Source organism: Dellaglioa algida DSM 15638, assembly GCF_001434695.1.
Taxonomy (GTDB): domain Bacteria; phylum Bacillota; class Bacilli; order Lactobacillales; family Lactobacillaceae; genus Dellaglioa; species Dellaglioa algida.
In genome coordinates, this window is record NZ_AZDI01000003.1 from 1 (window position 1) to 23,659 (window position 23,659).

Annotated in this window: 24 protein-coding genes; 4 read left to right on the forward strand and 20 right to left on the reverse strand. The window is 36.2% G+C overall.

Annotated elements, in window-relative coordinates:
- The 10 genes from FC66_RS03235 to FC66_RS03275 form a co-directional block, all read right to left on the reverse strand.
- Positions 1-2,131 (reverse strand): MucBP domain-containing protein (locus FC66_RS03235; RefSeq protein ID WP_191978433.1); only part of this gene is annotated, 2,131 nt, incomplete at its 3' end.
- A 78-nt stretch (positions 2,132-2,209) separates the two neighbouring features.
- Positions 2,210-2,335, reverse strand: coding sequence for a hypothetical protein (locus FC66_RS08155; RefSeq protein ID WP_268904475.1), 126 nt, complete (start codon positions 2,333-2,335; stop codon positions 2,210-2,212).
- Positions 2,336-2,519: 184 nt separating this feature from the next.
- Positions 2,520-3,176: an amino acid ABC transporter permease gene (locus tag FC66_RS03240; protein WP_057973952.1), complete on the reverse strand. Its 657-nt coding sequence runs from the start codon at positions 3,174-3,176 to the stop codon at positions 2,520-2,522.
- Positions 3,177-3,193: 17 nt separating this feature from the next.
- Entirely contained in the window at positions 3,194-3,832 is a 639-nt protein-coding gene (locus FC66_RS03245) for an amino acid ABC transporter permease (RefSeq protein WP_057973953.1), read from the reverse strand.
- Positions 3,829-4,656: a transporter substrate-binding domain-containing protein gene (locus FC66_RS03250; protein ID WP_057973954.1), complete on the reverse strand. Its 828-nt coding sequence runs from the start codon at positions 4,654-4,656 to the stop codon at positions 3,829-3,831. Before FC66_RS03250 ends, FC66_RS03245 begins: the two co-directional genes overlap by 4 nt.
- Positions 4,657-4,690: 34 nt before the next feature.
- Positions 4,691-5,428: an amino acid ABC transporter ATP-binding protein gene (locus tag FC66_RS03255; RefSeq protein ID WP_057973955.1), complete on the reverse strand. Its 738-nt coding sequence runs from the start codon at positions 5,426-5,428 to the stop codon at positions 4,691-4,693.
- Between the two features lie 163 nt (positions 5,429-5,591).
- The gene (locus FC66_RS03260; RefSeq protein WP_083478949.1) at positions 5,592-6,404 is read right to left on the reverse strand and encodes a DUF6681 family protein; all 813 of its coding nucleotides are present in this window, start codon (positions 6,402-6,404) and stop codon (positions 5,592-5,594) included.
- Positions 6,405-6,421: 17 nt separating this feature from the next.
- A complete protein-coding gene (locus FC66_RS03265) occupies positions 6,422-6,877 on the reverse strand; it encodes a hypothetical protein (protein ID WP_057973956.1) in 456 nt (151 codons plus the stop codon).
- Positions 6,878-6,946: 69 nt separating this feature from the next.
- A complete protein-coding gene (locus FC66_RS03270; RefSeq protein ID WP_404825492.1) occupies positions 6,947-7,387 on the reverse strand; it encodes a Fur family transcriptional regulator in 441 nt (146 codons plus the stop codon).
- Positions 7,388-7,459: 72 nt separating this feature from the next.
- On the reverse strand, positions 7,460-8,020 hold the full coding sequence (locus FC66_RS03275; RefSeq protein ID WP_057973957.1) for a guanylate kinase: 561 nt from the start codon (positions 8,018-8,020) through the stop codon (positions 7,460-7,462).
- A 144-nt stretch (positions 8,021-8,164) separates the two neighbouring features.
- On the opposite strand from FC66_RS03275, the gene FC66_RS03280 reads away from it, so the two are divergent.
- The gene (locus FC66_RS03280) at positions 8,165-8,344 is read left to right on the forward strand and encodes a hypothetical protein (protein ID WP_057973958.1); all 180 of its coding nucleotides are present in this window, start codon (positions 8,165-8,167) and stop codon (positions 8,342-8,344) included.
- 49 nt (positions 8,345-8,393) lie between these two features.
- Here the strand turns inward: FC66_RS03280 and FC66_RS03285 are convergent, their stop codons facing one another.
- From FC66_RS03285 to FC66_RS03320, 8 genes are all read right to left on the reverse strand, one after another.
- Positions 8,394-8,936, reverse strand: a complete 543-nt coding sequence (locus tag FC66_RS03285) for an ECF transporter S component (RefSeq protein WP_057973959.1) — start codon at positions 8,934-8,936, stop codon at positions 8,394-8,396.
- Between the two features lies 1 nt (position 8,937).
- Positions 8,938-9,780: a bifunctional hydroxymethylpyrimidine kinase/phosphomethylpyrimidine kinase gene (locus FC66_RS03290; protein WP_057973960.1), complete on the reverse strand. Its 843-nt coding sequence runs from the start codon at positions 9,778-9,780 to the stop codon at positions 8,938-8,940.
- A 133-nt stretch (positions 9,781-9,913) separates the two neighbouring features.
- Positions 9,914-11,080 (reverse strand): cation:proton antiporter, encoded by a 1,167-nt coding sequence (locus FC66_RS03295; RefSeq protein WP_057973961.1) that lies wholly within the window; start codon positions 11,078-11,080, stop codon positions 9,914-9,916.
- A gap of 109 nt (positions 11,081-11,189) precedes the next feature.
- On the reverse strand, positions 11,190-11,861 hold the full coding sequence (locus FC66_RS03300) for an MIP/aquaporin family protein (protein WP_057973962.1): 672 nt from the start codon (positions 11,859-11,861) through the stop codon (positions 11,190-11,192).
- 60 nt (positions 11,862-11,921) lie between these two features.
- On the reverse strand, positions 11,922-12,674 hold the full coding sequence (locus FC66_RS03305) for a YibE/F family protein (protein WP_057973963.1): 753 nt from the start codon (positions 12,672-12,674) through the stop codon (positions 11,922-11,924).
- A complete protein-coding gene (locus FC66_RS03310; protein ID WP_057973964.1) occupies positions 12,671-13,774 on the reverse strand; it encodes a YibE/F family protein in 1,104 nt (367 codons plus the stop codon). Before FC66_RS03310 ends, FC66_RS03305 begins: the two co-directional genes overlap by 4 nt.
- Positions 13,775-14,010: 236 nt before the next feature.
- Complete coding sequence (locus tag FC66_RS03315) at positions 14,011-14,967, reverse strand: hypothetical protein (protein WP_057973965.1); 957 nt, start codon at positions 14,965-14,967, stop codon at positions 14,011-14,013.
- A 253-nt stretch (positions 14,968-15,220) separates the two neighbouring features.
- The gene (locus FC66_RS03320; protein ID WP_235804040.1) at positions 15,221-16,822 is read right to left on the reverse strand and encodes a peptide ABC transporter substrate-binding protein; all 1,602 of its coding nucleotides are present in this window, start codon (positions 16,820-16,822) and stop codon (positions 15,221-15,223) included.
- Between the two features lie 155 nt (positions 16,823-16,977).
- Here FC66_RS03320 and FC66_RS03325 point away from each other — a divergent pair, with 155 nt between their 5' ends.
- A complete protein-coding gene (locus FC66_RS03325) occupies positions 16,978-19,395 on the forward strand; it encodes a Xaa-Pro dipeptidyl-peptidase (protein ID WP_057973966.1) in 2,418 nt (805 codons plus the stop codon).
- A gap of 54 nt (positions 19,396-19,449) precedes the next feature.
- Positions 19,450-20,898 carry an MFS transporter gene (locus FC66_RS03330; RefSeq protein WP_057973967.1) on the forward strand — a complete coding sequence of 483 codons (1,449 nt, stop codon included), beginning with the start codon at positions 19,450-19,452 and terminating at the stop codon, positions 20,896-20,898.
- Positions 20,899-21,033: 135 nt separating this feature from the next.
- Here FC66_RS03330 and FC66_RS03335 read toward each other — a convergent pair whose 3' ends face one another.
- Positions 21,034-21,573: a biotin transporter BioY gene (locus tag FC66_RS03335; RefSeq protein ID WP_057973968.1), complete on the reverse strand. Its 540-nt coding sequence runs from the start codon at positions 21,571-21,573 to the stop codon at positions 21,034-21,036.
- Positions 21,560-22,552: a biotin--[acetyl-CoA-carboxylase] ligase gene (locus FC66_RS03340; protein WP_057973969.1), complete on the reverse strand. Its 993-nt coding sequence runs from the start codon at positions 22,550-22,552 to the stop codon at positions 21,560-21,562. Before FC66_RS03340 ends, FC66_RS03335 begins: the two co-directional genes overlap by 14 nt.
- A 154-nt stretch (positions 22,553-22,706) precedes the next feature.
- Between FC66_RS03340 and FC66_RS03345 the strand changes: the two genes are divergently transcribed.
- Positions 22,707-23,612: a proline-specific peptidase family protein gene (locus tag FC66_RS03345; protein WP_057973970.1), complete on the forward strand. Its 906-nt coding sequence runs from the start codon at positions 22,707-22,709 to the stop codon at positions 23,610-23,612.
- Positions 23,613-23,659: the final 47 nt, after the last annotated feature.

Sequence of the window (23,659 nt, forward strand, 5' to 3'; positions counted from 1 at the left end):
GGTTGGTTTTATATGTTGTGCCTAAAGCACCCGTCATCGCAATATTAGGACTTATTTCTTTCTGATTTTCATCAACATATTTTACTGTTACGGAGCCTATTATAATTGGTTCCGTATTCTTACTATAAATATATGTTACAACTAAATTACCGTTAACATATTTCCCTGATTCTTTTGCACTATTCGCATGAATATTCTTAAAAGTATAACCAGAAATCATCTGTCTGCTTGTGGAATATTCTGTCCCTTCTTCGCCAATCAATATAATATCAGGGCTAATTGAATTACCAATTTCATCGTTATATTTCACCGTTACAGTGCCTTCTTTCAACGGTTCTACTTCTGGTTCTTTATCTTTCTTGTACACGTACGTAATTGTTTGTTCCTTTGTCCCATGAGTTCCATTCGCATTTTCTGGTGTTTCTTTTAGAACCCACCCAGCAATGTCTTTACCACTTGTTTCGTACTTATCCCCAACTTTGCCTGTTGGTAGGATATCTGAATCACTGATCTTGTTGCCTTTTTCGTCAACATAGTTGACTGTGATCTTTTCTGCTTCTGCTCTTTCATACACATAATTAACCGTTTGAGCCGTTTTGCTAAATTTGCCAGTTGCATTAGATGGAGTCGCTTTTAGCACCCATCCTTCAACATTTTTAGCAATTGTTGCATACTGATCATCAACTCTACCATTTAACGTATCAGATTCCGTGATTTTAGTCCCATTAATATCAACATAATTAACCGTAATAGGTGCTGCTTCTTCTTTTTGATACACATAAGATACTTCTTGTGATATTCCATTATAGGTTCCATTTGCTGTACCTTTTATTTCTTTAAACACCCATCCGGCAATGTCCTTTTGTTCAGTTGTATATGTTTCACCATACTTACCTTGTAAAATAATTTCTGGTTTCAACACATTTCCCTTTGTGTCAACATATTTTACCGTAACAGGCGCTGCTTTTTGACGTGCGTAATGAACAACAATTTCGCCCTGTTCTAAAGCATACGTCAAATCGCCATTATCCGTATATGCCGTATCAGCACTCTTAGTCACACTTGTTAGCGAGTATCCTTTATTCATTCCTAATATTTTTGCATTAGAAGCATCAATGTTATTTTTAATGTTTTCTGTCGTTCCAACTTGACCTTCAAAATTTTCTGCATCAATAATTTCATTTTCACCATCTGAGTCATCAACGTAACGTACCTTTGCGACACCTACCGCATCATATTTAAATTCTTTAAGTTTAAATTGTTGTAAGTTCGTAAAATTACCTGTTGACGCCGATAAAAAGAAAGCATAATTTTTATTTGTTTCCCAGTCCAAAATATTTCTTTCCCATATTTTCCCATCATATTTAACGGTCATAATGTGTGTCTGTCCATCATATTCCATTAAGAAATCTTTAAAAACATTCCCCGCTGGCTCCGTTATTTTTTGAGCGGCGGCATTACCGGTTCCATCATATGTTTCAACAATTCCGATTTCGTCAGCCCTCATAAAGGCACCAAAGGCATTACCTTGTCCACTTACGTTAATATTAGGAGATCCTTGAAACTGCCTCGGATCTGATAGGAATCTTTCCGCTTTTGCGTTAAAGAAAGTATCCGCCTTCCATCCAAACGATTTAGGCAATCCACCAAGTCCGATTGCCCCGCCATCGTCCCCAACTAGACCTGGATCACCGTCAAGAAACCCAACACCAATACCATCCGCTCCACCTTTTTTTTGAGTTTTATTCCCAATGTTAACTAATCCCGATAAAGAAAAACTTTGCTCAATGTTAATTTTTGACTTCAGCGTCATATTTCCAACTTCATGAGTTAAATCCTGGGTCAACGTCACGACGCCAGTTTGCTGATTGTAACTTGCATCACCTTGTAAATTAAAATAGTTCAAAAAATTTGCTGGTGTTACAATCGCACCACTTCTTACTGATTTTGATTCTAAAATTAAAGGACTAATTAAACTATTTTGAATTAATCCCTGATTAACATCGCTTCGTTCAACAAGCTGATCTAATCTGTTTGCCTTAACTGGGCTTACCATTGGACTCATAAGCATGCCACCACTTATCAAGCCTAAAATTAAGTATTTTTTATATTTTCCCGTATGAATTGTCATCCTGCTCTCCTCGTTTCTTTTATGAATGGGGGGATTAGTTAAACAGTTCTTTCTACATAATATTTTTTATATGAAACGTTATGTTGGGTCTCTTGCCGCTTTTACTTTTTCAACAATTGAAAGACTCAAATTTAAATGGTGATTAGAAATCCCTTCAATCCAATAAGAACTGTTCACGTTTAATTTTTTTATGTATAATTTCATAATTACACCAAGCCTTTCTTACATATTATTTAATTAATAAAAATATAGCTATTATTTTTTATCTATATTAATCATAACTAAATTATTATTAATTTGTCAAATAAAACGCTTTCTTTAGTTATACAAATAAAAAAATACAGCTAAAATATTAAATTTTAGCTGTATTTTCAATTCATTACTATTTTTATCTAGCTAATCGTCTTTCTAAGTATCTTGAAACCAATGATAGTGCATAACATACGACAAAATACATCACCGCTAGGGCGACGAACATAGGAATCACATAATTAGTATTTTGACCGTATACTAACTGAGCATGATACAACAACTCCGGTAAAACGATAATTGTTGCCAATGATGTATCTTTAATTAATGAAATAAATTGACTAACTAAAGGTGGAATCATTTTCTTCAAGGCCTGAGGTAAAACAATCACTCGTAACCCTTGCCAATAAGTTAACCCATTTGCACGAGCGCCCTCCATTTGACCGGGTTCAACTGCTTGAATTCCACTTCGAATAATTTCTGCCAACATTGCCGATTCAAACACTGTCATTGCCAGTGTTGCTGACCAAAATATTGATAGTCGAATACCGACATTAGCTAAACCAAAGTAGACGAAAAATAATATTAAAAGTAAAGGTAAATTACGAATTAAATCGATCACAAATCCAACGATTGCTGATAAACGTTTTACTTTAATATAACGTGTCAGGCCTAGAATAGCGCCAATAATAAAACTAAAAATAATTGAAATAACTGAAACTTCGATTGTAACTAACAACCCCTGTAGCAGGTAACGAATATTTTCCCAACTATATGCTGCAATAAAATCTGACATAATTTTCTAGACCCCCTTTAACTTAATTTCTTTTCTAAATGTCTCATGTAATAACTCAATGGCATTGTAATAATTAAATACAAAACCCCAATAATAATGTATGTATTAATAGTATCAAACGTCGTTGACGCAATAATATCACCCTGATACATCAAATCAAATCCAGCAACGAAAGCTAAAACTGATGAGTTTTTTACCAAGTTGATGAATTGATTTCCTAAAGGTGGAATAACGTATTTAAATGCTTGGGGTAAAATAATATGGAACATTGCCTGCATAAATGTTAATCCATTTGAGCGAGCGCCTTCCATTTGTCCTGGGTCTACGGCTTGAATTCCTGCCCGGACTGTCTCCGCAATAAAAGCAGACGTATAAATCGTTAATCCAATTGTCCCAGCTGTAAACCCATTTATATTTGTGACGTACATGGGTACGACAACGTAGAAGAACATCGCCACAACCAATAATGGAATATTTCTAAAGACTTCGATATAAATGCGCGCAATGATTTTTAAAATTCGGTAGGGCATTTCTTCTAAAATCGCGAAAAAAGAACCAATTATCAAACTAAAAAATAGCGCAAGGATACTTGAAAATAACGTATAACCGAGTCCTGTTAGTAGCGCTTGCCAGTTCTCCGTAAAAATTGTAATCATTGTTGACTCGCCTCCTTCACGCTAAAGCCTGGAATATCGCCAAACCATTTATTTAATAACTTTTCATAAGTACCATCGGCACGCATTTCAGCAAGTGCTTTATTGATTTGATTTTTGAATTTATCTTGACCCTTATCAATTGCGATTCCGTAAGGCTCATGCGTAAACGTACCACCAACAACGGAAAAATCAGGGTTTTCTTTAACCATCCCATATAAAATACCATTATCGGTTGTCAAAGCATCACCCTGTCCAGATTTCAGTGCTGTCAATGCTTGCGCATAGTCATCAAGTTCTAATACTTCTGCTTTTGGTGCATACTTCTTCATGTTAATCACTGAAGTCGACCCTTTAACACCTAACACAATCATACCGTCCTTATTTACATCTTTCACGGACTTAATCGAACTTTCTTTCTTAACTAAAATCGATTGTCCAGCAGCAAAATAAGGGTTTGAGAAATCAACTTGCTTCTCACGATCTTTAGAAATCGACATTGTTGCGATAATTGCATCAATATTACCATTTTTTAGGAGCGGTATTCTTGTTTTACTTGTTACTTGAACAAAATTAGCCGTTGCATCTTTACCAAGTATCTTCTTCGTAACGGCATCAGCGATGTCAATATCAAATCCTTGAGTTTTGCCCGTTTTAATATTCATTAAACCAAATAATTTTGTATCTGCCTTAACGCCCCAGTTAATTGTTTTTGTTTCTTTAGCCGTCGTTAAGATATCAGCTTTATTTTTTGAGCCACAGCCCGCAATAACTAATACCATAATTAAACTCATAAACAATAAACTGATCTTTTTAAATTGTTTCATTATTTAATCCCCACTCTCACAGTCTTGAGTTCCTCTAATGTTTAATAATTTTACTCAAGAATTTTTTTGCACGCTCTTCTTTTGGATTATCGAAAAATTCTGCCGTTGTATCATCTTCGAGAATTTGACCATCCGCCATGAAAACAACACGATCAGCGACTTCACGAGCAAATCCCATTTCATGAGTAACAACAATCATTGTGATTCCTTCATTTTTCGCGATATCTTTCATAACTTTTAAAACATCATCAATCGTTTCTGGATCCAATGCAGATGTTGGTTCATCAAATAATAGTGCCTTAGGTTTCATGGCTAAACTACGTGCAATGGCAATTCGTTGTGATTGTCCACCAGATAACATTCTAGGATATGATTGTGCTTTATCAGCAAGACCAACTGTTTCCAATAAGTCCAATGCAATTTTTTTATTTTCAGCTTCATCTCGTTTTAAAACTAAGCGTGGTGCAAGCATAATATTTTCAAGAACAGTCTTATTTTCGTATAAGTTGAAATGTTGGAAAACCATACCAACATTTTTTCTGATCTTATCGATATTTGTTTTTTTGTCTGCTAAATCAAAGTTTGTAACCAATAGCTGACCTTCGTTAACTTGTTCCAAGCCGTTAATCGTCCTGATTAACGTACTTTTCCCCGATCCAGATGGCCCAATAATAACAACTACTTCGCCCGCTTCAACTTTCAAGTTGATGTTCTTCAATGCGTGAAATTTGTCATAATATTTCTCCACATTTTTAAATTCGATCATTGCCATATGCTTAATCCCCTTCTCATAACTCTCTTATTCTTTTTTTGTGATACTTTAATTATACTACCAAATCAACTTTCAAATGAACTTTTAATTTCAGCATTTTTTAAATGTACCATATAACCGCAAAAAAAAGCGACAGCAAAGTATTTTTGCTACCGCTTTTCTACTAATTTTCTTTTTCTTTGTAGGCAATTTGAATTTTAACGTGGAATTTATGCATTTCTTCAATAACCGACGAACGTCCCGCAATTTTCCGATTACCACCGGATAAAGTTGCAGTCGCCAGATAAATATCATACTGGCCCTTAGCTGTCTCAATATCAGACAGGCCCACATGTGTCAGGTGCCCAATCACTTGTTGATCCATTTGGTTCATTCCGGCATAAACATTCATTTTTCCATTTTCTATTTTTAATTCAAAAAAAGGAAAGGCCACAGGTTGCGTTAATTCAGATATTGGCTTACCTGTACTTTGAATTTCTTTCATGATAGCATCATCCGATAACCCGTCATAATCGAAAGCAGAATAATCAACTTGCTTCATTTGGCTCGCAATTTGTTGAACAGCTAGTTTCTCATCCCTACTCGATTTTATCGTCGCTGGCATCATAATTTTTGAATCAAATAGCCCGTTCGTTTGGACGTAACCAGGTTGCATCCGACGACGTTCACCACCTTCAGTGGCTTGTTTAGGTGGCCCACCCAATAATTTTTCAATTTTTGGGGATGGATCAAATTTAGTGGTTTTGTTAGTAAAGTAGTAAAGCATATTTAATCCAACAAAATATAGTAATACCAGAAAAATCAGAATAAATAAACTGCCACGAAGGTAATACCCATTAATGAAATAACGTGATGCCACATACAATAGATACCAGTTACCAAGAAAACCTAAAATAGTATAGATTCTATTTTTTAATTTTAAATTAACGTTAAAAAAACCCAAGTAATGATTTGCTAAATCTAATAAACTAAACATCTCTTGACCTCCAATCTCTAATCAGTACCCGTCGCCGTTGTACTTGCTTGCGCAGGCGTTACATTTTTCTTATCCTTTACACTGCTGCTTGTTGCCGTGCTTGCCTTATCTGCGGTCACGGTATCGTCCGCGTTCGAAGAAGCGCTGCTCTCATTAGTCGTGTCATCTGCGCTTGTACTTTCCGCCTTTGACGACGATTCTTTGGCAACACTCGAGCTGCTTGATTCCGACTCCACGCTTTCCGCCGAAGATGAGGATACCTCCGAACTGGTTTCAGAAGAGGTTTCTACTTTTTTAGAGCTCGAATTGCCATCTACCTTCGGCATAGACGAAGATGATGACACTGTTGAAGAGACCGTTGCCCCTTCATTTGTATTCGTCGTTTTATTCACAACAACGTTCGTCGCACCTAATGCAAGTACTATAGAAACAATTGCAAAAGGCGTAATAAATGGTGGCGTTCTATAAGCCATTAACTCTCACTCCAATTTTATACTTCTTCCATTAAACCATATGCTGTTGAATTTTATTCGAAGATATTCTTAATTTTTCACTAATTTTTCTTGGCACTCATCGCAAATTCCATGCAATTCAAATTTATGTTCTTCAATTTTATAGCCGGGTAACTGATTTTCAAAATACCCCAGTGGACAACTATCTAGTTCAACAACTTTACTACAAGATGTACAAATAAAATGGTGATGATGTTTATGACTAAAATCACATTGATATTTTACGCAGGCACGTTCACCATTCATTCGTTGTTCAACTAGTCCCATTTCTTTAAATTCTTTAATGTTGCGATAGATAGTATTGTGACTCATCCCCGGGTATTGATTCCTCATATAGTCGTCTACAACGGTCACATCAACGTAAGATTCCTCATATTGACTTAGATACGTTAATAAACTCTTTCTTTGTTTCGTTATTTTATATTTATTTTCTTTTAAAATATGCAAAGCATCGTCAATTAATTCTGTCAAAAGTTTGATCTCCATTTCTAAACAATAATGATTACTCTTTAAAAAGAATACCATATCAGATAAAAAAAGCAATCAGCCCTTATCCAGTGATGCAATCAATCCATTAATCTGTTTCTTCGCATCATTTAAGTCATCATTAATAATAATGTGCGCGATTCCTTCGAGGTCTGTCGGTAACTCCATATCTCGTTTAGCTTCACCCGAATCCAGTCTTAAACTACGATTTTTAGCGGTGTCACCACGCTTAGTTAACCGATCTTTTAATATCTGTGTATCGGACACACATAAATATAAAATAACAGTCTCCTTTGGTAGTTCCGTTGAATACGTAATTGCGCCCGCCGTATCCAGCACAATTGTTGCATTTTCAGAGTCTGACCAAGCAACATCTATGGCTTCTCTTGAGGATCCATAGTAATGGCGATCATACTCGACATGTTCTAAATAGTGAAAATTAAAAAACGTTTCGTTTGATTCAAAATAATAATCACGACCATTTTTTTCATTATCTCTCGGTTGTCTCGTTGTATGTGTAATGACTTTTTTAGCACTGAAATGTTCCGTTAGATAGTCTCTAATTGTTGTTTTACCAGTCCCCGGAGCTCCCGTAATGACGAAGATTCTTTTTTGCATTAAATCATTCCTTTATTATTTTTAATTAATCTAAAACAAATGTCTTGCATTCATTTTCTATACGTACTATACTAACCTTCTACCAGAGAAAAAAGAATGCGCTTTCAAGGTAGTAGTATATAGAAACATGGAGGATACAAACTTATGAAATTTGGAACATTTAGTAAGAACTGGTACACGGTTTCTTTAGACACTGAGAAACAAATCTTTATCGCTAGTTCAAAAAATAATCCAGCCATTTCAGGTTCTGGGGTAACAATCGAAACAGCCGTTTCCAACTTATCATCAGAAATGAAATACGTTCAATCTGGACAACTTGTATAGAGGGTAAATGTGAGCTCACGCACATCAACCCTTTTTTATTTGGTCTTTTTTAGCGGTTAAATCGCGTCATTAACTTTTTAATGGGCACGTATAATAAACTAACAATAACGATTGTCGAAATTGAATTAATCACCGTAGCTGGCAAGCTCAAAAATGCTTGAACAATCGCAACGTTAAAACTCACTCCTTTAATCATTGCCTCGCCAATCGAAACCAGATATGAGGTCCCAATTTTACCAATTCCGGCAGTCGCAGCAATGATTACAATCCAATATTGACCATGATAATTTTTTAATAACTTCATCACACCTGTCATCAATAAGGCAATGACAATGACTTCCAGAATTGTAAAGTACGATGTATCTGCGTATCCGTTCAGGATATCAAATAAGCCCAGGCCAATTGCGCCCGCAATGGTCCCATAACTAAACCCTAAAAAAATGACGGCTAGTGCTGCCAATGAATTCCCAAAATGAATGAATGGTTTCCCAACCATGGCAGGAATCGGAATTCTAAACACTGAAATACCAATATAAATAATTGCCGCAAACAGACCTGCTAAAATAATTTTTCTTAATCGCTCATTTCTCATTTTAATTCCCCATCCTTTGATTAATATCAGGTAAAATACTCATAAAATTAACGCCTAATCTTCCATCAAGTACTTCTTTATCAGAAACACTCATTGCCTTCCATGTGACCTCAACCGCGAATCTCAAGGCCTCTTCTAATGCCTTACCCGTCATTAACTCACCCACCACACAACTGGCCAATAAATCTCCTGTACCAAAATAATGTTGCTCCCGCTTTTCTTTCAATACCCAACCAGATTCATTACCTGCTGTCCTAAATGCAACACCAATTTTATTTTGCTGATTAGTAACGCCCGTAATAACAACTGCTTTTAAATTTAATTTTTTTAATAATTGTTTTAATAACTGATCTACCTCTAGTTCACTAGGGTTTTCTTGATAATCTAGTTCAGCCAACAAGTAGGCCTCCGTTAGATTAGGTAAGATTAAATCTGCTTGTGCTAAACATAACATTCGTAATTCATTTACATAGTCGGTGGTCATTCCCGAATACAAATGGCCATGATCAGCCATGACTGGATCAATAGTCGTCATCTTTTCAACATCAGATAACTCGGCCAACAAACTTCCCATAGCTTTAATACTTTCTACCGTACCTAAATAACCAAGATAGGCACCAGTAAATTGGATAGGAATTGTTGCCCACTGCTCTTTAAAGGATTGGATCAAAGGTGAGGTATCTGACTTCACTGGTACACCAAAACCGCCCGTATGACTACTTAACAACATTGTTGGTAAGATTGTCGTTCGCTGATGGTAGCTGGCCAGTACAGGCACGGCAATGCCCAATGAGACACCACCAACGCTGGATAAATCCTGCGCAATTAATAATTGTTTCACCATTTTATCCTCCCCTTTCAAGTATCCATTCCATTATAAAATGAATAGACCAGAATAGCGATATTTATTGGTTATTTTAAAAATAAAAAACTATTGATGAATCGGCACATGGCCTGTTCATCAATAGTTTCATTTACTAATCACCCATTTGTTGTCGCCCAATAGCATGTTTCAACATAAATGGTGCTAAAATTGTCGAGATAATAATTACCATAATAACCGCAGAATAATATTCTGTCGATAACAGGTGAGCGGTGTACCCAATTTGCACAATAATCAACGCCATTTCACCACGAGAAATCATTCCCGCACCAATGACATAGGCACTATTAAAATCAAATCCGAGTAATCTCGCACCCAATCCTCCACCGAGTAATTTTGTAAGAACGGCTAAGATTGTTAAGATAACGATGAACCAAATATTTTCAATAAATCCGTCAAATGACATATTTAAACCAATACTTGTGAAAAACATGGGAATAAATACGGCATAGCCAATTGGTTCAATATTGGCATCAATTTCTTTTTTATATGGTGTTTGTGCGACTGCAATTCCGGCGAAGAAAGCACCAACAACTGCACTTAACCCAACTAAATCTGCTAAGTAAGCCATCCCTAAACAGATAACCAATGACATAATGGTAACTGACGATCCAACCAATAATCGTTCACTTATCTTCATTAAGAAAGGTGCTACCCATTTGAACAAAATTAAAATACCAATAAAGTAAATAAATTCTAACAAGAAACCGACCCAGATATTAGACTGTGCACTTTCTCCGGTACTTGTAATATTGCCGAAAACACTAACCAGAACACTCAAAATAACGACCGCCAAAATATCATCAACAACCGCGGCACCTAAAATCGTTGCACCTTCTTTTGAATCTAACCGTTTCAGTTCCTTCAATACTTCAACTGAAATACTAACTGATGTTGCCGCAAATATGACACCTAAAAATAAGGCAGATTCAAATCCAAAATGATAAATCCGACCGAAATAGTAAACAGCAACAATAGGGAAAACGACACCTAAAGTTGCGACTGATAAAGCCGGTTTTAAATATTTTTTTAATAAATCTAAATCACTCTCTAATCCTGCCATGAACATCAAGATAATCACACCAATTTCCGCAAACATCGCAAATAAATGATCTGAATGAACCCAGTTTAACATTGCTGGTCCAAGTAAAACCCCAACCAATAACTGTCCAATTACGCTAGGCACACCAATCCGCGTGCTCAAATGTCCCGCAACTGATGTTGCTACTAATACCAAACAAATTGTTCCTAAAAATGCCATTATTTCCCCTCTCACTTATCATTATCTATCTTAACCATAACATACATTAAAAATAAAAAGCAGCAAATCCCTTAATGGAATTCACTGCCTATAATTCACTTAGTTAAAATTAAGCTTCTTCACTGTTGAAAATGTATTTTGCTGCGAATGCAGCAAGTGCACCACCAACTAATGGTGCAAGAATAAATACCCAAAGTTGTGAAAGTGCATCGCCAGCTGCGTAAAGTGCAGGTCCGATACTACGAGCAGGGTTAACTGAAACCCCTGTAAGTGGTAGACCAACAAAGATAAGTACTGTCAATGTTAACCCAATGACAAACCCAGCAATATTACTGTTACCAAATTTTTCACTCGTAACCATCAAGATAACTAAGATGAATAAGAATGAGAATAAGGCTTCAACGAAAAATGCCATACCACCAGAAATGGTTGCGTAACTATTTGAACCAAAACCATCAGGAACCTTTGATGTATCTGTCATTGATGCAATAATCATTTTAACCACGCTAGATGCAACGATTGCACCTAAAACTTGGCTAAACCAGTAACCGAACATATCTGTTAATGACATCCGTTTATTGATGTACATTGCCAATGAAACGGCAGGATTCATATGTCCACCTGAAACAGGTCCGATAGCATAAGCCATCAAAACAATAGCTAATCCAAATGCAAGTGCGATGGCAACCGGGCTACCGTTACCTATTGTAACTGCCCCTGTACCAATTAATACCAAGAAAAATGTGCCGATAAATTCAGCAATATAATTTTTATAATTCAATTTTGACTCCCCCTTTATTAGTATTCTTTAATTATACACATAATCTTAAAGCCATTTCAATTATTTTCTTTGTTTTAATTTTTGAATTAAAACCCATGCTGTGATTGGAACCGCTAGAATAACGCCTATGATAGAAAATAAAATCATAATTAATTCTGCAACAAAAATTTTATCATTAATAATATCGGCAAATGTTGCATGCGTTTGTACCAATAAAATAAATAAAGCTAAAAATCCACCAAAAAAACCAAAAAACAACGTATTAAAGGTTGTTCCAATAATATGTTTACCGATACTAATACCAGCAGCATATAATTTTTTCAAGTCAATTGTTGGCGTTTGTTCGACGATTTCATTAAGTCCCGCAGAGATAGCAATCGCACCTTCAGCAATGGCCCCTAACGTACTAAAAATTGCCGTTGAAATCGCAATTTGCATGAAATTAGCCCCTACTAATAGGGAGAAGGCTTCTATTTCTTCACTATCTTCTGCCCCAAATCCCTGAACTGCCGCTAAATGTTCAACTGGGATAATTAACAACACTAAGATAATAAGCACAATTAATGACGCATAAAAAGCTGTCTCCGTCACTTGCGTATTATCATCCCCCAGAAAAATTGTAATTGCCAAAATGATTATGCCATTGATCAAGGTCACCACAACCGGTGGAAATCCACCCGTAATTAAGATAATCGTGAAAAATAACATTAAAAAATTAAGGAATAAACTTAAGAATGAACGCACACCATTCATCCCACCAATGATAACCATTAACCCAAATAAAATAGCACTTAACCATCCAATTGTAATCATGAGGCGTCACCCCCTTTGATTAAGCGACTAGCGAAGAAACTTGCCACCGGAATGGCAATCACAATACCAATTCCACTGATGAGCGTCTGGACAACACCTAAGGCCATTGTCCATGAGAAAGTATATCCAATCGTATTTGTCGTTCTAAAGTAGAGAACTGCCAGTGGGAAAATGTCAGCGATAAAAATTAAGAATAAAACGTTAATTAATGGTCCCATAATTGATTGTCCTACTTCACGACCAGATTTAAATAATTCCTTCGGTGAAATCATTGGCTGTTCCTCTTTCAATTGAAAGAGTGTCGCCACAATATCCGTTGATTCATCCATAACAGCTCCCAGAGACCCAAGTAATGTTGCTGCCAAAAAGAGTTCCTTCGGCGCTTGGGTAGCGTACGATAAAGCCTCGTAGTGCATCCCTTGATCATTCGTTAACCTTAAAACAATTACACTGATAATAACTGACAAACTAGTCCCCGTTAACGTCGCTAGCAGCGTAACCAACATCTGCCGGTTTAATCCAATCACCAAACTTAATGTAAGCACCGCAAAAACAAGTGCAATTCCAGCAAAAATCCAAAAGAAATTCGTAATATTAACAAAAATTTCAAATTTAATAGCTAAAAAGAAGATGACCATATTCAAAGCAATACTTAAAACAGCAATCATCCCACTAATCTGCATAAATCCTACCAACATACTGACGGCAACCCAAATTAAGACGGCCACGACAACATCTCGCTTAAACCCATCTATGGTACCCGTCAATCCGCTTTTATGTGGATTAACCGTGACAAATACTTGATCATTCTTTTGATATTTTTGATCATTTGCTCGAGATGAAGAATATGTATTTGGTAAGACAATTTTTTGGCCCTGATACTTGCCATTCATCACAATTCCCGATATTTTTTGTTTGGTTTGCGTATCTTTATTTTCAAATTCATCGGTGACCTTCTCAGTTTTATCATCCGTAACCTGCGTTATTTTAACGATAGTATCCGAGTATAATGCCTGATCAAACTTAACACCTAGAACAAATAAGCCACCAATCACAATCGTTAAAATTAAGATAAGATTTTTATAAAATAGCTGTTTCATTGGTTTACACCTCATTTATTTAGTAAATATTAACTTTACCAGTTTAACATTTTATTACAGATAAAGTTCGACATAGGGTTAGCCTTATTCATATTAATTCCATTTAAAATAACTAGTTTGTTTAAAAATTGACCGTTGCAGTCAAAAAAAACTAAGATTTACGAAATGAACTTCTCCATAAATCTTAGTTTTTTATCACTTAATATTTATATATAATGTTACCCATTCATAATTTATTAACGCGTTACTGTAAAGTTTTCTGTCTTTTCTGGATCAAAACCACTTTTAGACCATCTTTTAACAGAGATGGTAGAATCGCCCGCATCAGGAACCATATAAATTCTAAAGTTAAAATTCCCCTCCCATTTCAAAGGAAGTATCTTCCATCCACCATTTCCGTATGGTTCATATTGTAATGTTCCCATAACGACACCGCCACTCCTTGAAACAAATTCTCCATAATCATCTGAGAGCGTTAAAGAATCCCCAAAAAATTTATCATTAACAACAGATAACGCTTCATTTACAGTTATTTTCTGTCCATTTTTTTGTGTTTTTTTCTCGGATGAGTTCGATTTCTTATTGTCAGTTCCTTCACCAATAGTCACATTATTTACTATTTTGTTTCTAGCATCATCAGATAATTTTCGATTAACGTACGTGACTATTTCGGACATTCCTACTTTTTGAAGCTCATTATCTGAATTATTGTAATAATCAACAGTATTATGTTCGTCACCTAACAATCTATAATAAGGATTATCACCTTTTTGGATATAGTATTTAACTATACTGGAATCAGGCGATTCAATTGAAACATTGAATCCGTTCGTTATTTCGCCAGATAAGTTACTCCAAACATGATCTGCACCATAATAAGCAATTGCTATGGCTGATTGTTCAGGGGTATCTTTCATTTGTTGAACCGTAAGTGTCCCATCACTAGTATTTCTCCTAGAATTTCTTTTTTCATTTTTTATTGATTCTGACTTAATTTTCATTTTTTTAATTGATTCCGCTCGACTACTTTCAAGCTTACTTGATTCCTTTTTACTTATTGAATCAGATTTTTTTGTTGATTTCGAATTGACAGCTGAACTACTAATACTCGTATCTTCTGAATTTCCATTTGAACACCCCACCAAAACTAACAACAATGCTAATCCCCAAATACCTAACTTTATTTTTTTCATTATTATCCATACCCTCCAAGTATTTTTTGCCTCCATAAGTTTCTCATATTAACTTATTATTCACAAATTTATCTCAACCAACTTAACCAATATAACCAAAGAAAACTTTAATTATTCTCACTGCGATAATAAGTACTAGAGGTCGTGACATGACAATACTAAAGCCAAATAATATCGTTAGTTATTCTACAAAAAAAGAACTTAAGCTATTGAACTAAAAATTCAATAGCTTAAGTTCTCAATTTAATTAGTCCTACTTAATCGTCATATCACGATAGAACAATGTTGTTCCGTATGGGTTAATATGGATTCCAGCGATATCTGGGTTTAACAAGTAAGCCATTGCTCCTTGGAAAACAGGTACCATATAAGCATCTTCGCCAACAATTTGTTTTTCGGCATCAATCAAACTGTCCCAACGTTTTGTGGGATTCGTTGCAAAGTCATTCTTAGCTTGATCAAGGTCCTTTAAATATTGTGCATTTTTGTAATCTGTACTCAAGTGATAAGCACCACCATCACTAATAAAGTTAATTGGATCAGCGTAATCTGGCGTCCACGTCCCATAAACGACATCAAATTGGTAGGCGGTTGTTGCTGCTAAACGTGATTTGATTGGTATGTTACGGGCATTGATTGTTAACCCTGGAAGGTTACTTTCTAATTGTGCCTGCAAGTATTCAATCACCTGTTTGGCTTCTGGCGTGTCAGATCCTAAAATTTCAATAGTTAGGTCTTTTTTACCAATCTCTTTAAGTCCCTTTTCCCATTCAGCTTTAGCTTCTTTTTTATTGAAAGCGAGCAGGTCACCAGCTTCTTTACGGTAATCTTTTCCGTTAACCGGGTTCGAGACAAAGTTAGCTGGCACAATCCCATTCAACTCTGATGAACCATCATTGAGAATTTTACTTGCTAAGGAGCTCTTGTTAAACCCGATTGCAAGAGCCTTACGAATGTGTTTGTTACCAGTTGCTTCGCGTTTCGTATTAAAACCTAAATAACCAATTAATGGTGTTTTACGAGTTGCAAATCCTTTTTCATTTTTATATTGTTTAACGTAATCATTAGCTAACATTGAAAAATCAATTTTACCCGTCTGATATAGTTTACCGGCTGTTGCGCCGTCTTTTACAACTTGTACATCAACTTGAGTTAATTTAACTGACTTAGCATTCCAGTAATTTGTATTTTTAACATATGACCATTTATTATTAGTTCCCGTCCAGTCCGTTAATTTATAAGGACCATTCACAATCATATGTTTTGAATCTGTTCCATATTTATCCCCTTGTTTTTTAACGTAGGCTTCATTTTGAGGTACAAATGGCGCTCCCGTTAAAACTTCTGGCAAATAACTGATTGGTTGTGCTAACGTAACTTCTAATGTTGTTTTATCAATTGCTTTAACACCTAATTTATTAACAGCCATTTTTCCATTGCGAATGTCATAACCATTTTTTAGGATATCGATTCGTTGTGAATTAGGTGATGCTGTTTTAGGATTGGCCAATTTCTGCCATGCGTACACAAAATCATTAGCCGTCACAGCCGTTCCGCTTGACCATTTTTCATCTCGTAATTTGTACGTGTACACTGTTTTTGCGTCATTTGTCGTGACACTTTTAGCCGCTGCCAAAACTGGTTTATTTTTTTGATTATAAGTATACAAACCTTCATAAACGTTTTGAATAGCTTCAACACTAAACGTATCGCTGTATTTAGTTGAATCTAAAGTGCCTAACTGATCAGTTACAGCCACGTTTAAACTACTATCAACTTTTGTTGTTGTTTTCCCACAAGCAGCCAACACCCCTAGAACCATAATACTCAAAATTAATGCGACTTTCCTTCTCACTATTAGACACTCTCCTTTTTTAATTACCTTAATATCTTTGACTTTACTCAGTTACTTATTTTTTGTCAATAGAAACGTATCATTTCAACCTTATTTAAATTTAAGTTATACTTAAATTAATAGTTCAATCAATTTTGAAAGGGAGTTTCTGACTAATGAAAAATAATCAATTCGCTAACTATACACCTACCTTTGAGACACAAATCAAAGAACTCAAAGCCATGAAATTTTACATAGATGCTGAAACTAATCTGACATTTTTACTTGAGCAATCACTCGATAAAGTTTTCCTTGATTATCAAACTGCCAGATCAAAACACCAAAAATATCATTCATTACTCGCGACTGACTCGACTTCAGTTGATGATTTTTTTACAATGAAAAATGAATTAACGCCCACTATCTTCTATAATATTGCATTGCAGTTATTAGAATTTGAAGTCGGCATTGATTTCAAAATTGACGACCCATTCACGGCAATGACTAAGATTCAATTACCTTCTATTGAAATCATTAACTCAGTTGATGATTTTTGGTCAGCTTGGTATCTATTATTAACAACGCATACAAAAAATGGTCAGGTTTTCACTGATCTATTAGCCAATAAAGGCTACTTCGTTTCTTTCTATGAAGACGCCAAACCGCTCTTTTTCAATGGCAAGGCGCAACCTGTTTTCGATACCACAAAACTAATTCGTGAAGTCGTTTATGTTGAGGCACCACTAGATACCGATCATGATGGTCAACGTGATTTATTAAAAACTGAAATTTTAAGACCAACTGTTACTTCAGGTTTTAAAGTGCCTGTTTTATACACGGCAAGCCCTTATAACCAAGGTACGAATGATGAAGCAGAAGTCATGCATAACGTCGATATTCCACTCGCAGAAAAACCTGTCACAGACTTATCCGAAGCAGATATCACTTCTACTTATCAAGAACCTGAATTACCCAATCCGCGACCAGTTCTTTCAGAAACAACTGAAACTGAACAAACTTTTAGTCGCGAATTTTCATATACGTTAAACGATTATATGCTTGCCAGAGGATTCGCAATTGTCTACGCGGCCGGAATTGGTACTCGCGAATCAGATGGCATTCGAACTTGTGGCAGCGTTGAGGAGACAGTTTCAACCGTGGCAATCATCGAATGGTTAACGGGTCAACGCCAAGCTTTCACAAATAAATTAAATAATCGCGCAATTAAAGCAACTTGGAGTAACGGAAACGTTGCAATGACTGGTAAGTCTTACCTCGGAACGCTCGCTACTGCTGCAGCAACTACTGGTGTCTCCGGTTTAAAAACCATTATTTCTGAGGCAGCAATCTCTAGTTGGTACGACTATTATCGTGAAAATGGACTAGTTGTCGCGCCGGCCGCCTGCCAAGGAGAAGACGCAGATGTTCTGGCTGAACTTTGTTTGAGCCGTAAAAAAGATGCCGCAGACTATACAACTATTCAAAATTATTTTAGCGAAGTTATGGACAAGCTGGCAATAGGGCAAGATCGTGAATCAGGTAATTATAATCAATTCTGGGATGAGCGTAACTACTTAAATCAAGTTCAAAATATTAAAGCCAATATTATTATGGTTCATGGTTTAAATGATTGGAACGTCAAACCACGCCAAGTGGAACAACTCTGGCAGGCATTACGGCCTTCTCCGGTCGTAAAAAAATTGTTTTTACATCAAGGAAAACATATTTATATTAATAATTTCCGCTCATTAGATTTTACAGATATGATGAACCTTTGGCTGTCTAATCAACTTTATGCCGTTGAAAATGGTGCAGAGACACTTATTCCCAATGTCACAATGCAAGATAACTTAAATGCCGAAACGTGGCATACATTTGACGATTGGGCGGATCCAGATTCACCTGTACAGTCTTATCATTTCCACCAAGATAAGCTAACTCAATCAGTCACTTCGGATGAACATCAATCAGTGACTTTTAAAGATGACCTACCAGATGACATCTTTAACGCTTACGTGACAAACAATAATCTTTGGGAACACGACTTAATTTCAACTAAAGAAACAAATATGGCTGAAAATCGTGTTCAACTAGTGACAGATTCATTTACCGAACGTCTTTTCCTTTCTGGTTCAGCCCATGTTAAATTATCCGTCTCTGCCGGACAGACAAAGGGCTTGATCAGCTGTATGTTAATTGACTATGGCGAAGCAAACCGACTCAATGAAATGCCAACTGTTTTAGGTCGTAAAGCCCTAGACACCGGATTTCATTGGCGTGAGGATGATTTAGTTGAGTTTACTAAGAGTGCAACGTCTACACCTTGGAAAATGATTTCAAAAGGTCATATTAATCTCCAAAATAGAACTAATCGTTATCAAAATGATTCCGTGCTTCCAGGCACTTTTAATACGATAGAATTTGACCTACAGCCAACAGCTTACCAAGTTGAAAAAGGGCATCGACTTGGACTTGTTATTTATGCAACTGACTTTGGTATGACTTTACGTAACAATGATTCAGATATCTATACGATTAACTTAGCCAATTCTCGTCTTAAAGTTCCTTACCAACCTGTAACAACATTATTCTAAACGTCTAACCTAAAAAATGATGATGTAATATCACCAAGATAATGGAGAACACACATGGCTACTCAAAACGCATTTGTTACAGATCCAGAGATTCAAAAAAGAAAATGGTGGATTCTAACGTCAATTGGGCTATTTACCTTCATGTCCACACTTGACGGTTCAATCGTTAATATTGCGCTGCCTAGTATGAGCCGTGAATTAAATGTACCAATGAACCAATCCGAATGGGTCGTTTCAATTTACCTTGTTGTCATCTGTTGTTTGTTGCCCCTATTCGGTAAATTAGGCGATACCTATGGTAAAATCGGTGTCTTCCGAATTGGTACCATTCTATTTGTTTGTGGCTCAATACTAGCTGGATTCAATACTGGGCTACCCTTTTTACTCTTTGCCCGTGTCGTTCAAGCAACGGGTGCCAGTATGACATTAAGCGCAAACGCAGGGATTATTACTGAGGTTTTCCCTCACAATGAACGCGGTAAAGCATTAGGTTACATTGGCTCCTTCGTTTCATTAGGTAGTATTGCTGGTCCCGGATTAGGCGGGCTTTTACTTGCTCATCTATCGTGGAGTTATATTTTCTGGATCAACATCCCGGTTGGCGTAATTGCTATTCTTGTCGGTAAAGCTATTTTGCCAAAAGATATCACTAAAACGCGAACAAAAATCGATTACCTAGGATTTACTTTTTACGCGTTAACGATTGCGACTTTTTTTATTGGTATCTTCATTGGCCAAGAAATTGGCTTTAATCAACCTGCCATCATTGGCTTATTCGTAACCGCTCTAATTTCCCTAATCGTTTTTATTACGATTGAAAATAAAATTGAGATGCCCTTAATTCAGTTTACAATTTTTAAAAATATTAAATTCTCAATTGGTCTAATTGGTGCGTTATTGATCTTTATTTCTAATTTTTTCTTCAACGTTATCTCGCCCTTCTATCTTCAAAATACGTTGGGTTTAACGCCTAATATTGCTGGTTACATCTTGATGCTTTGGCCATTAGTTATGGTTGTGATGTCACCGGTCGCTGGTTCATTAAGTGATCGTTTCAATCCACAGTTAGTCACTTTAATCGGGCTTATTATTCTCTCAATTTCTCAATTTGGTTTCTTCATGATTAATGCGGATACACCACTTTATGTCTTTGCTATTTTCGTAGCCATTGCTGGATTAGGAAATCCCTTATTCCAATCACCAAATAATATGACTATCATGGGTGCCGTTGACCAGAAACAACTTGGCGTCGCTGGTAGTATGAATTCTCTGTCTCGTAGCTTAGGGATGGTCATTGGGGTTTCCGTTGCGACAACCTCTTTGTTTACCGCAATGAGTCATAAATACGGTCAAACAACAACGACATATATTAAAAATCGTCCAGACGTTTTTCTTTACGGGATGCACGTCACCTTTTTAATTTCATTCATCATTTGTTTAATTGTCACAGCCTTAACGGCCATATTACTAGTTCGTAGTTATCAAGAAAAAAAGGCAAACTGAAACTGCTTCTGACTGTATAAAAAGAGAGAAACACGTAATTATTAACGTGTTTCTCTCTTTTTATTTTATTAAGTTATTAAAGTCCATCACTTATAGAATCGGTGTTAGTTGATTTATCTAGCTAAAATTAACTTTCTACAAGGCTTTTATTTCATACCTACGTATTAAATAGCAAGCTAACTCGCAAACAAAAACAACTTTAAGAATACCAACAAATATAAATGGTAAAACACCAATCAAAAATGCTTGTTGAATGGTTGTTTGTTGGTAAATCATTAAACATGCGGCACCAAGTAATAATTGAACGCTAGCACCCAATAAGTTTGCGACGTACAGTTGCCAACGACCATTTCCACACCATTTTAAAAATAAACCGGTCACGATAACATAAATCAAGAAACCAAATAAATAGCCACCGGTTGGCCCGATTAATGACAGTAGTCCTGAGTGGAAACCAGCAAATACGGGTATGCCAATTAACCCCAGCAAAAGATAAATACCAACTGTTTTGATTCCTTCTCCGACCGGTCTTAAACTTGCCAACAACCCAATAAAAATCGTTTGTAAGGTCAACGGAATTGGTCCTAGTGGAATAATAAGTTGCGATAAAACACCCATGACAGCCGCTAATTCCGCCGCAATAATTAATTGCTTCAACCGATTATTCTTGCCCATGTGTCATCCCCTCCACGTTCACTTTTATAATTTCTCCTGCCATATACTTTGTAACCTGTCCGTCATCATTTCGAAAAACCAGTTGTCCACTATCACTAATCGTTTCAACAACGCCCGTTATTTCTTGATGACCACTTTTTAAAGTTACCGTCTTACCAATTACAAGTGACCGCTTTCGATAATCATCCATAAAACCGCCTGATTGATAATCTTGATAAATAGTCATAAATTGATTCGTTATTTCAGCTATTAATTCGTTTCGTGTAACGTCCCCCGATTCAGTTACCAACGATCCTACTTTGTCTCGCAAATGAGTCGATAATTTTGTGATATCCGTTTTAAAATCTAGTCCGATACCAATAACGAGACTTGTCACTTGTTGCGTCTCAATATCTGTAACAGCCTCGGTTAAAATGCCACAAATTTTTTTATTTTGATAATAAATGTCATTAACCCACTTTATTTGCGGTTGAATAGTTAATTTATTTTCCAATGCATAACTCACGGCCATGGCCGTGGCCGTTGTCAGCTGTCCAACATCTTTAATTGGCTGATCAATTCGTAATAGATAACTCATATAAATACCGGTATCTTCCGGTGATTCAAAATCTCGACCAAATCGTCCATATCCACCCGTTTGACCGTTTGCCACAATTAGTAGCGGTTCATTATTACCTTGTTGGCTAGCACGTTCTTTAGCCAATTGATTAGTTGATTCTAGCTCATTGAATGTTTCCACCTGTATCTCTTGATTATCTAAATAAGAATAAATAAGTTGTGGATTCAAACGGTTACCATCGTTCAATATGTATCCTTTTTGCGCAACCGTCTGAATTTCAAAGCCATTTTCTTGTAGCCCTTTAATTGCCTTCCAAATGGCCGTTCTTGAAACACCAATCGATTCGGCCAAAGCCTCTCCCGAAACAATGCTGTCTTGTCGTTCAGACAAAATTTTAAGAATCTGATCTTTTGTTTTCATTATTCACCGTTAACCTTTTTATTTTTTAAGTTAACATAACTTTAAACTAAATGACTATAAATTGCAAATTGTGACTTTTTAATTGCTTTCATTCTGGTAAATAACCTCAAAAGTGCTATGCTTAATCTATTCTTAAGAAATTAGGTGGATTAATATGGCATATGGAACGAAAATTATTACGTTAGATAATGGGTATCATCTCTGGACACACACAGAAGGACAAGGCGACATTCAATTACTTTGTCTCCATGGTGGCCCCGGTGGCACACATGAATATTACGAAAATTTTGCTGAAAAATTAGCTCCTCTTGGCGTTCAAGTTTCAATGTATGACCAACTTGGTTCATGGTATTCTGATCAACCAGATTTTACTAAACAAGAGAATATCGACAAATTCCTTAATATTGATTACTTTATTGATGAAGTTGAAGAAGTCCGCGTTAAATTAGGCTTAGATAGCTTCTACTTAATTGGTCAATCATGGGGTGGCGCTCTTGTTCAAGAATACGCATTGAAATATGGTGACCATTTAAAAGGCGCTATTATCTCAAGTATGACTGACGATATTAATGAATACTTAGCTAACGTTAACGCTATTCGTGCTAAAGAATTAGATGCTGATGCGCTTGCTTACATGCAAGAATGCGAAAAAACAGGCGACCTTGATAACGCACGTTACCAAGGCTACGTTGACATTTTAAATGACGGTTATGTTGATCGTAAAAAACCAGCTCAAATTGCTCATTTGGTTAGCACAATGGCCGAACCTGTCTACAACTACTTCCAAGGTAATAACGAATTCGTCGTTACCGGTAAATTAAAAGATTGGTCAACTCGCGACCGTATCAAAAATATTACCGTTCCAACCTTAATTACATTTGGTGAACACGAAACAATGCCTCTAGCAACCGCTAAAAGAATGTCAGAAACAATTCCACACGCTCGTCTTGTAACGACTCCTGAAGGTGGTCATCATCATATGATTGATAACGCACCTGTTTACTTTGATCATTTAAGTACTTTCCTAGCAGATGTTGAAAACGATAACTTTAAAGACTAATAAATAAAAAAATAAGCACCCTCAAAATCAATGATTTCGAGGGTGCT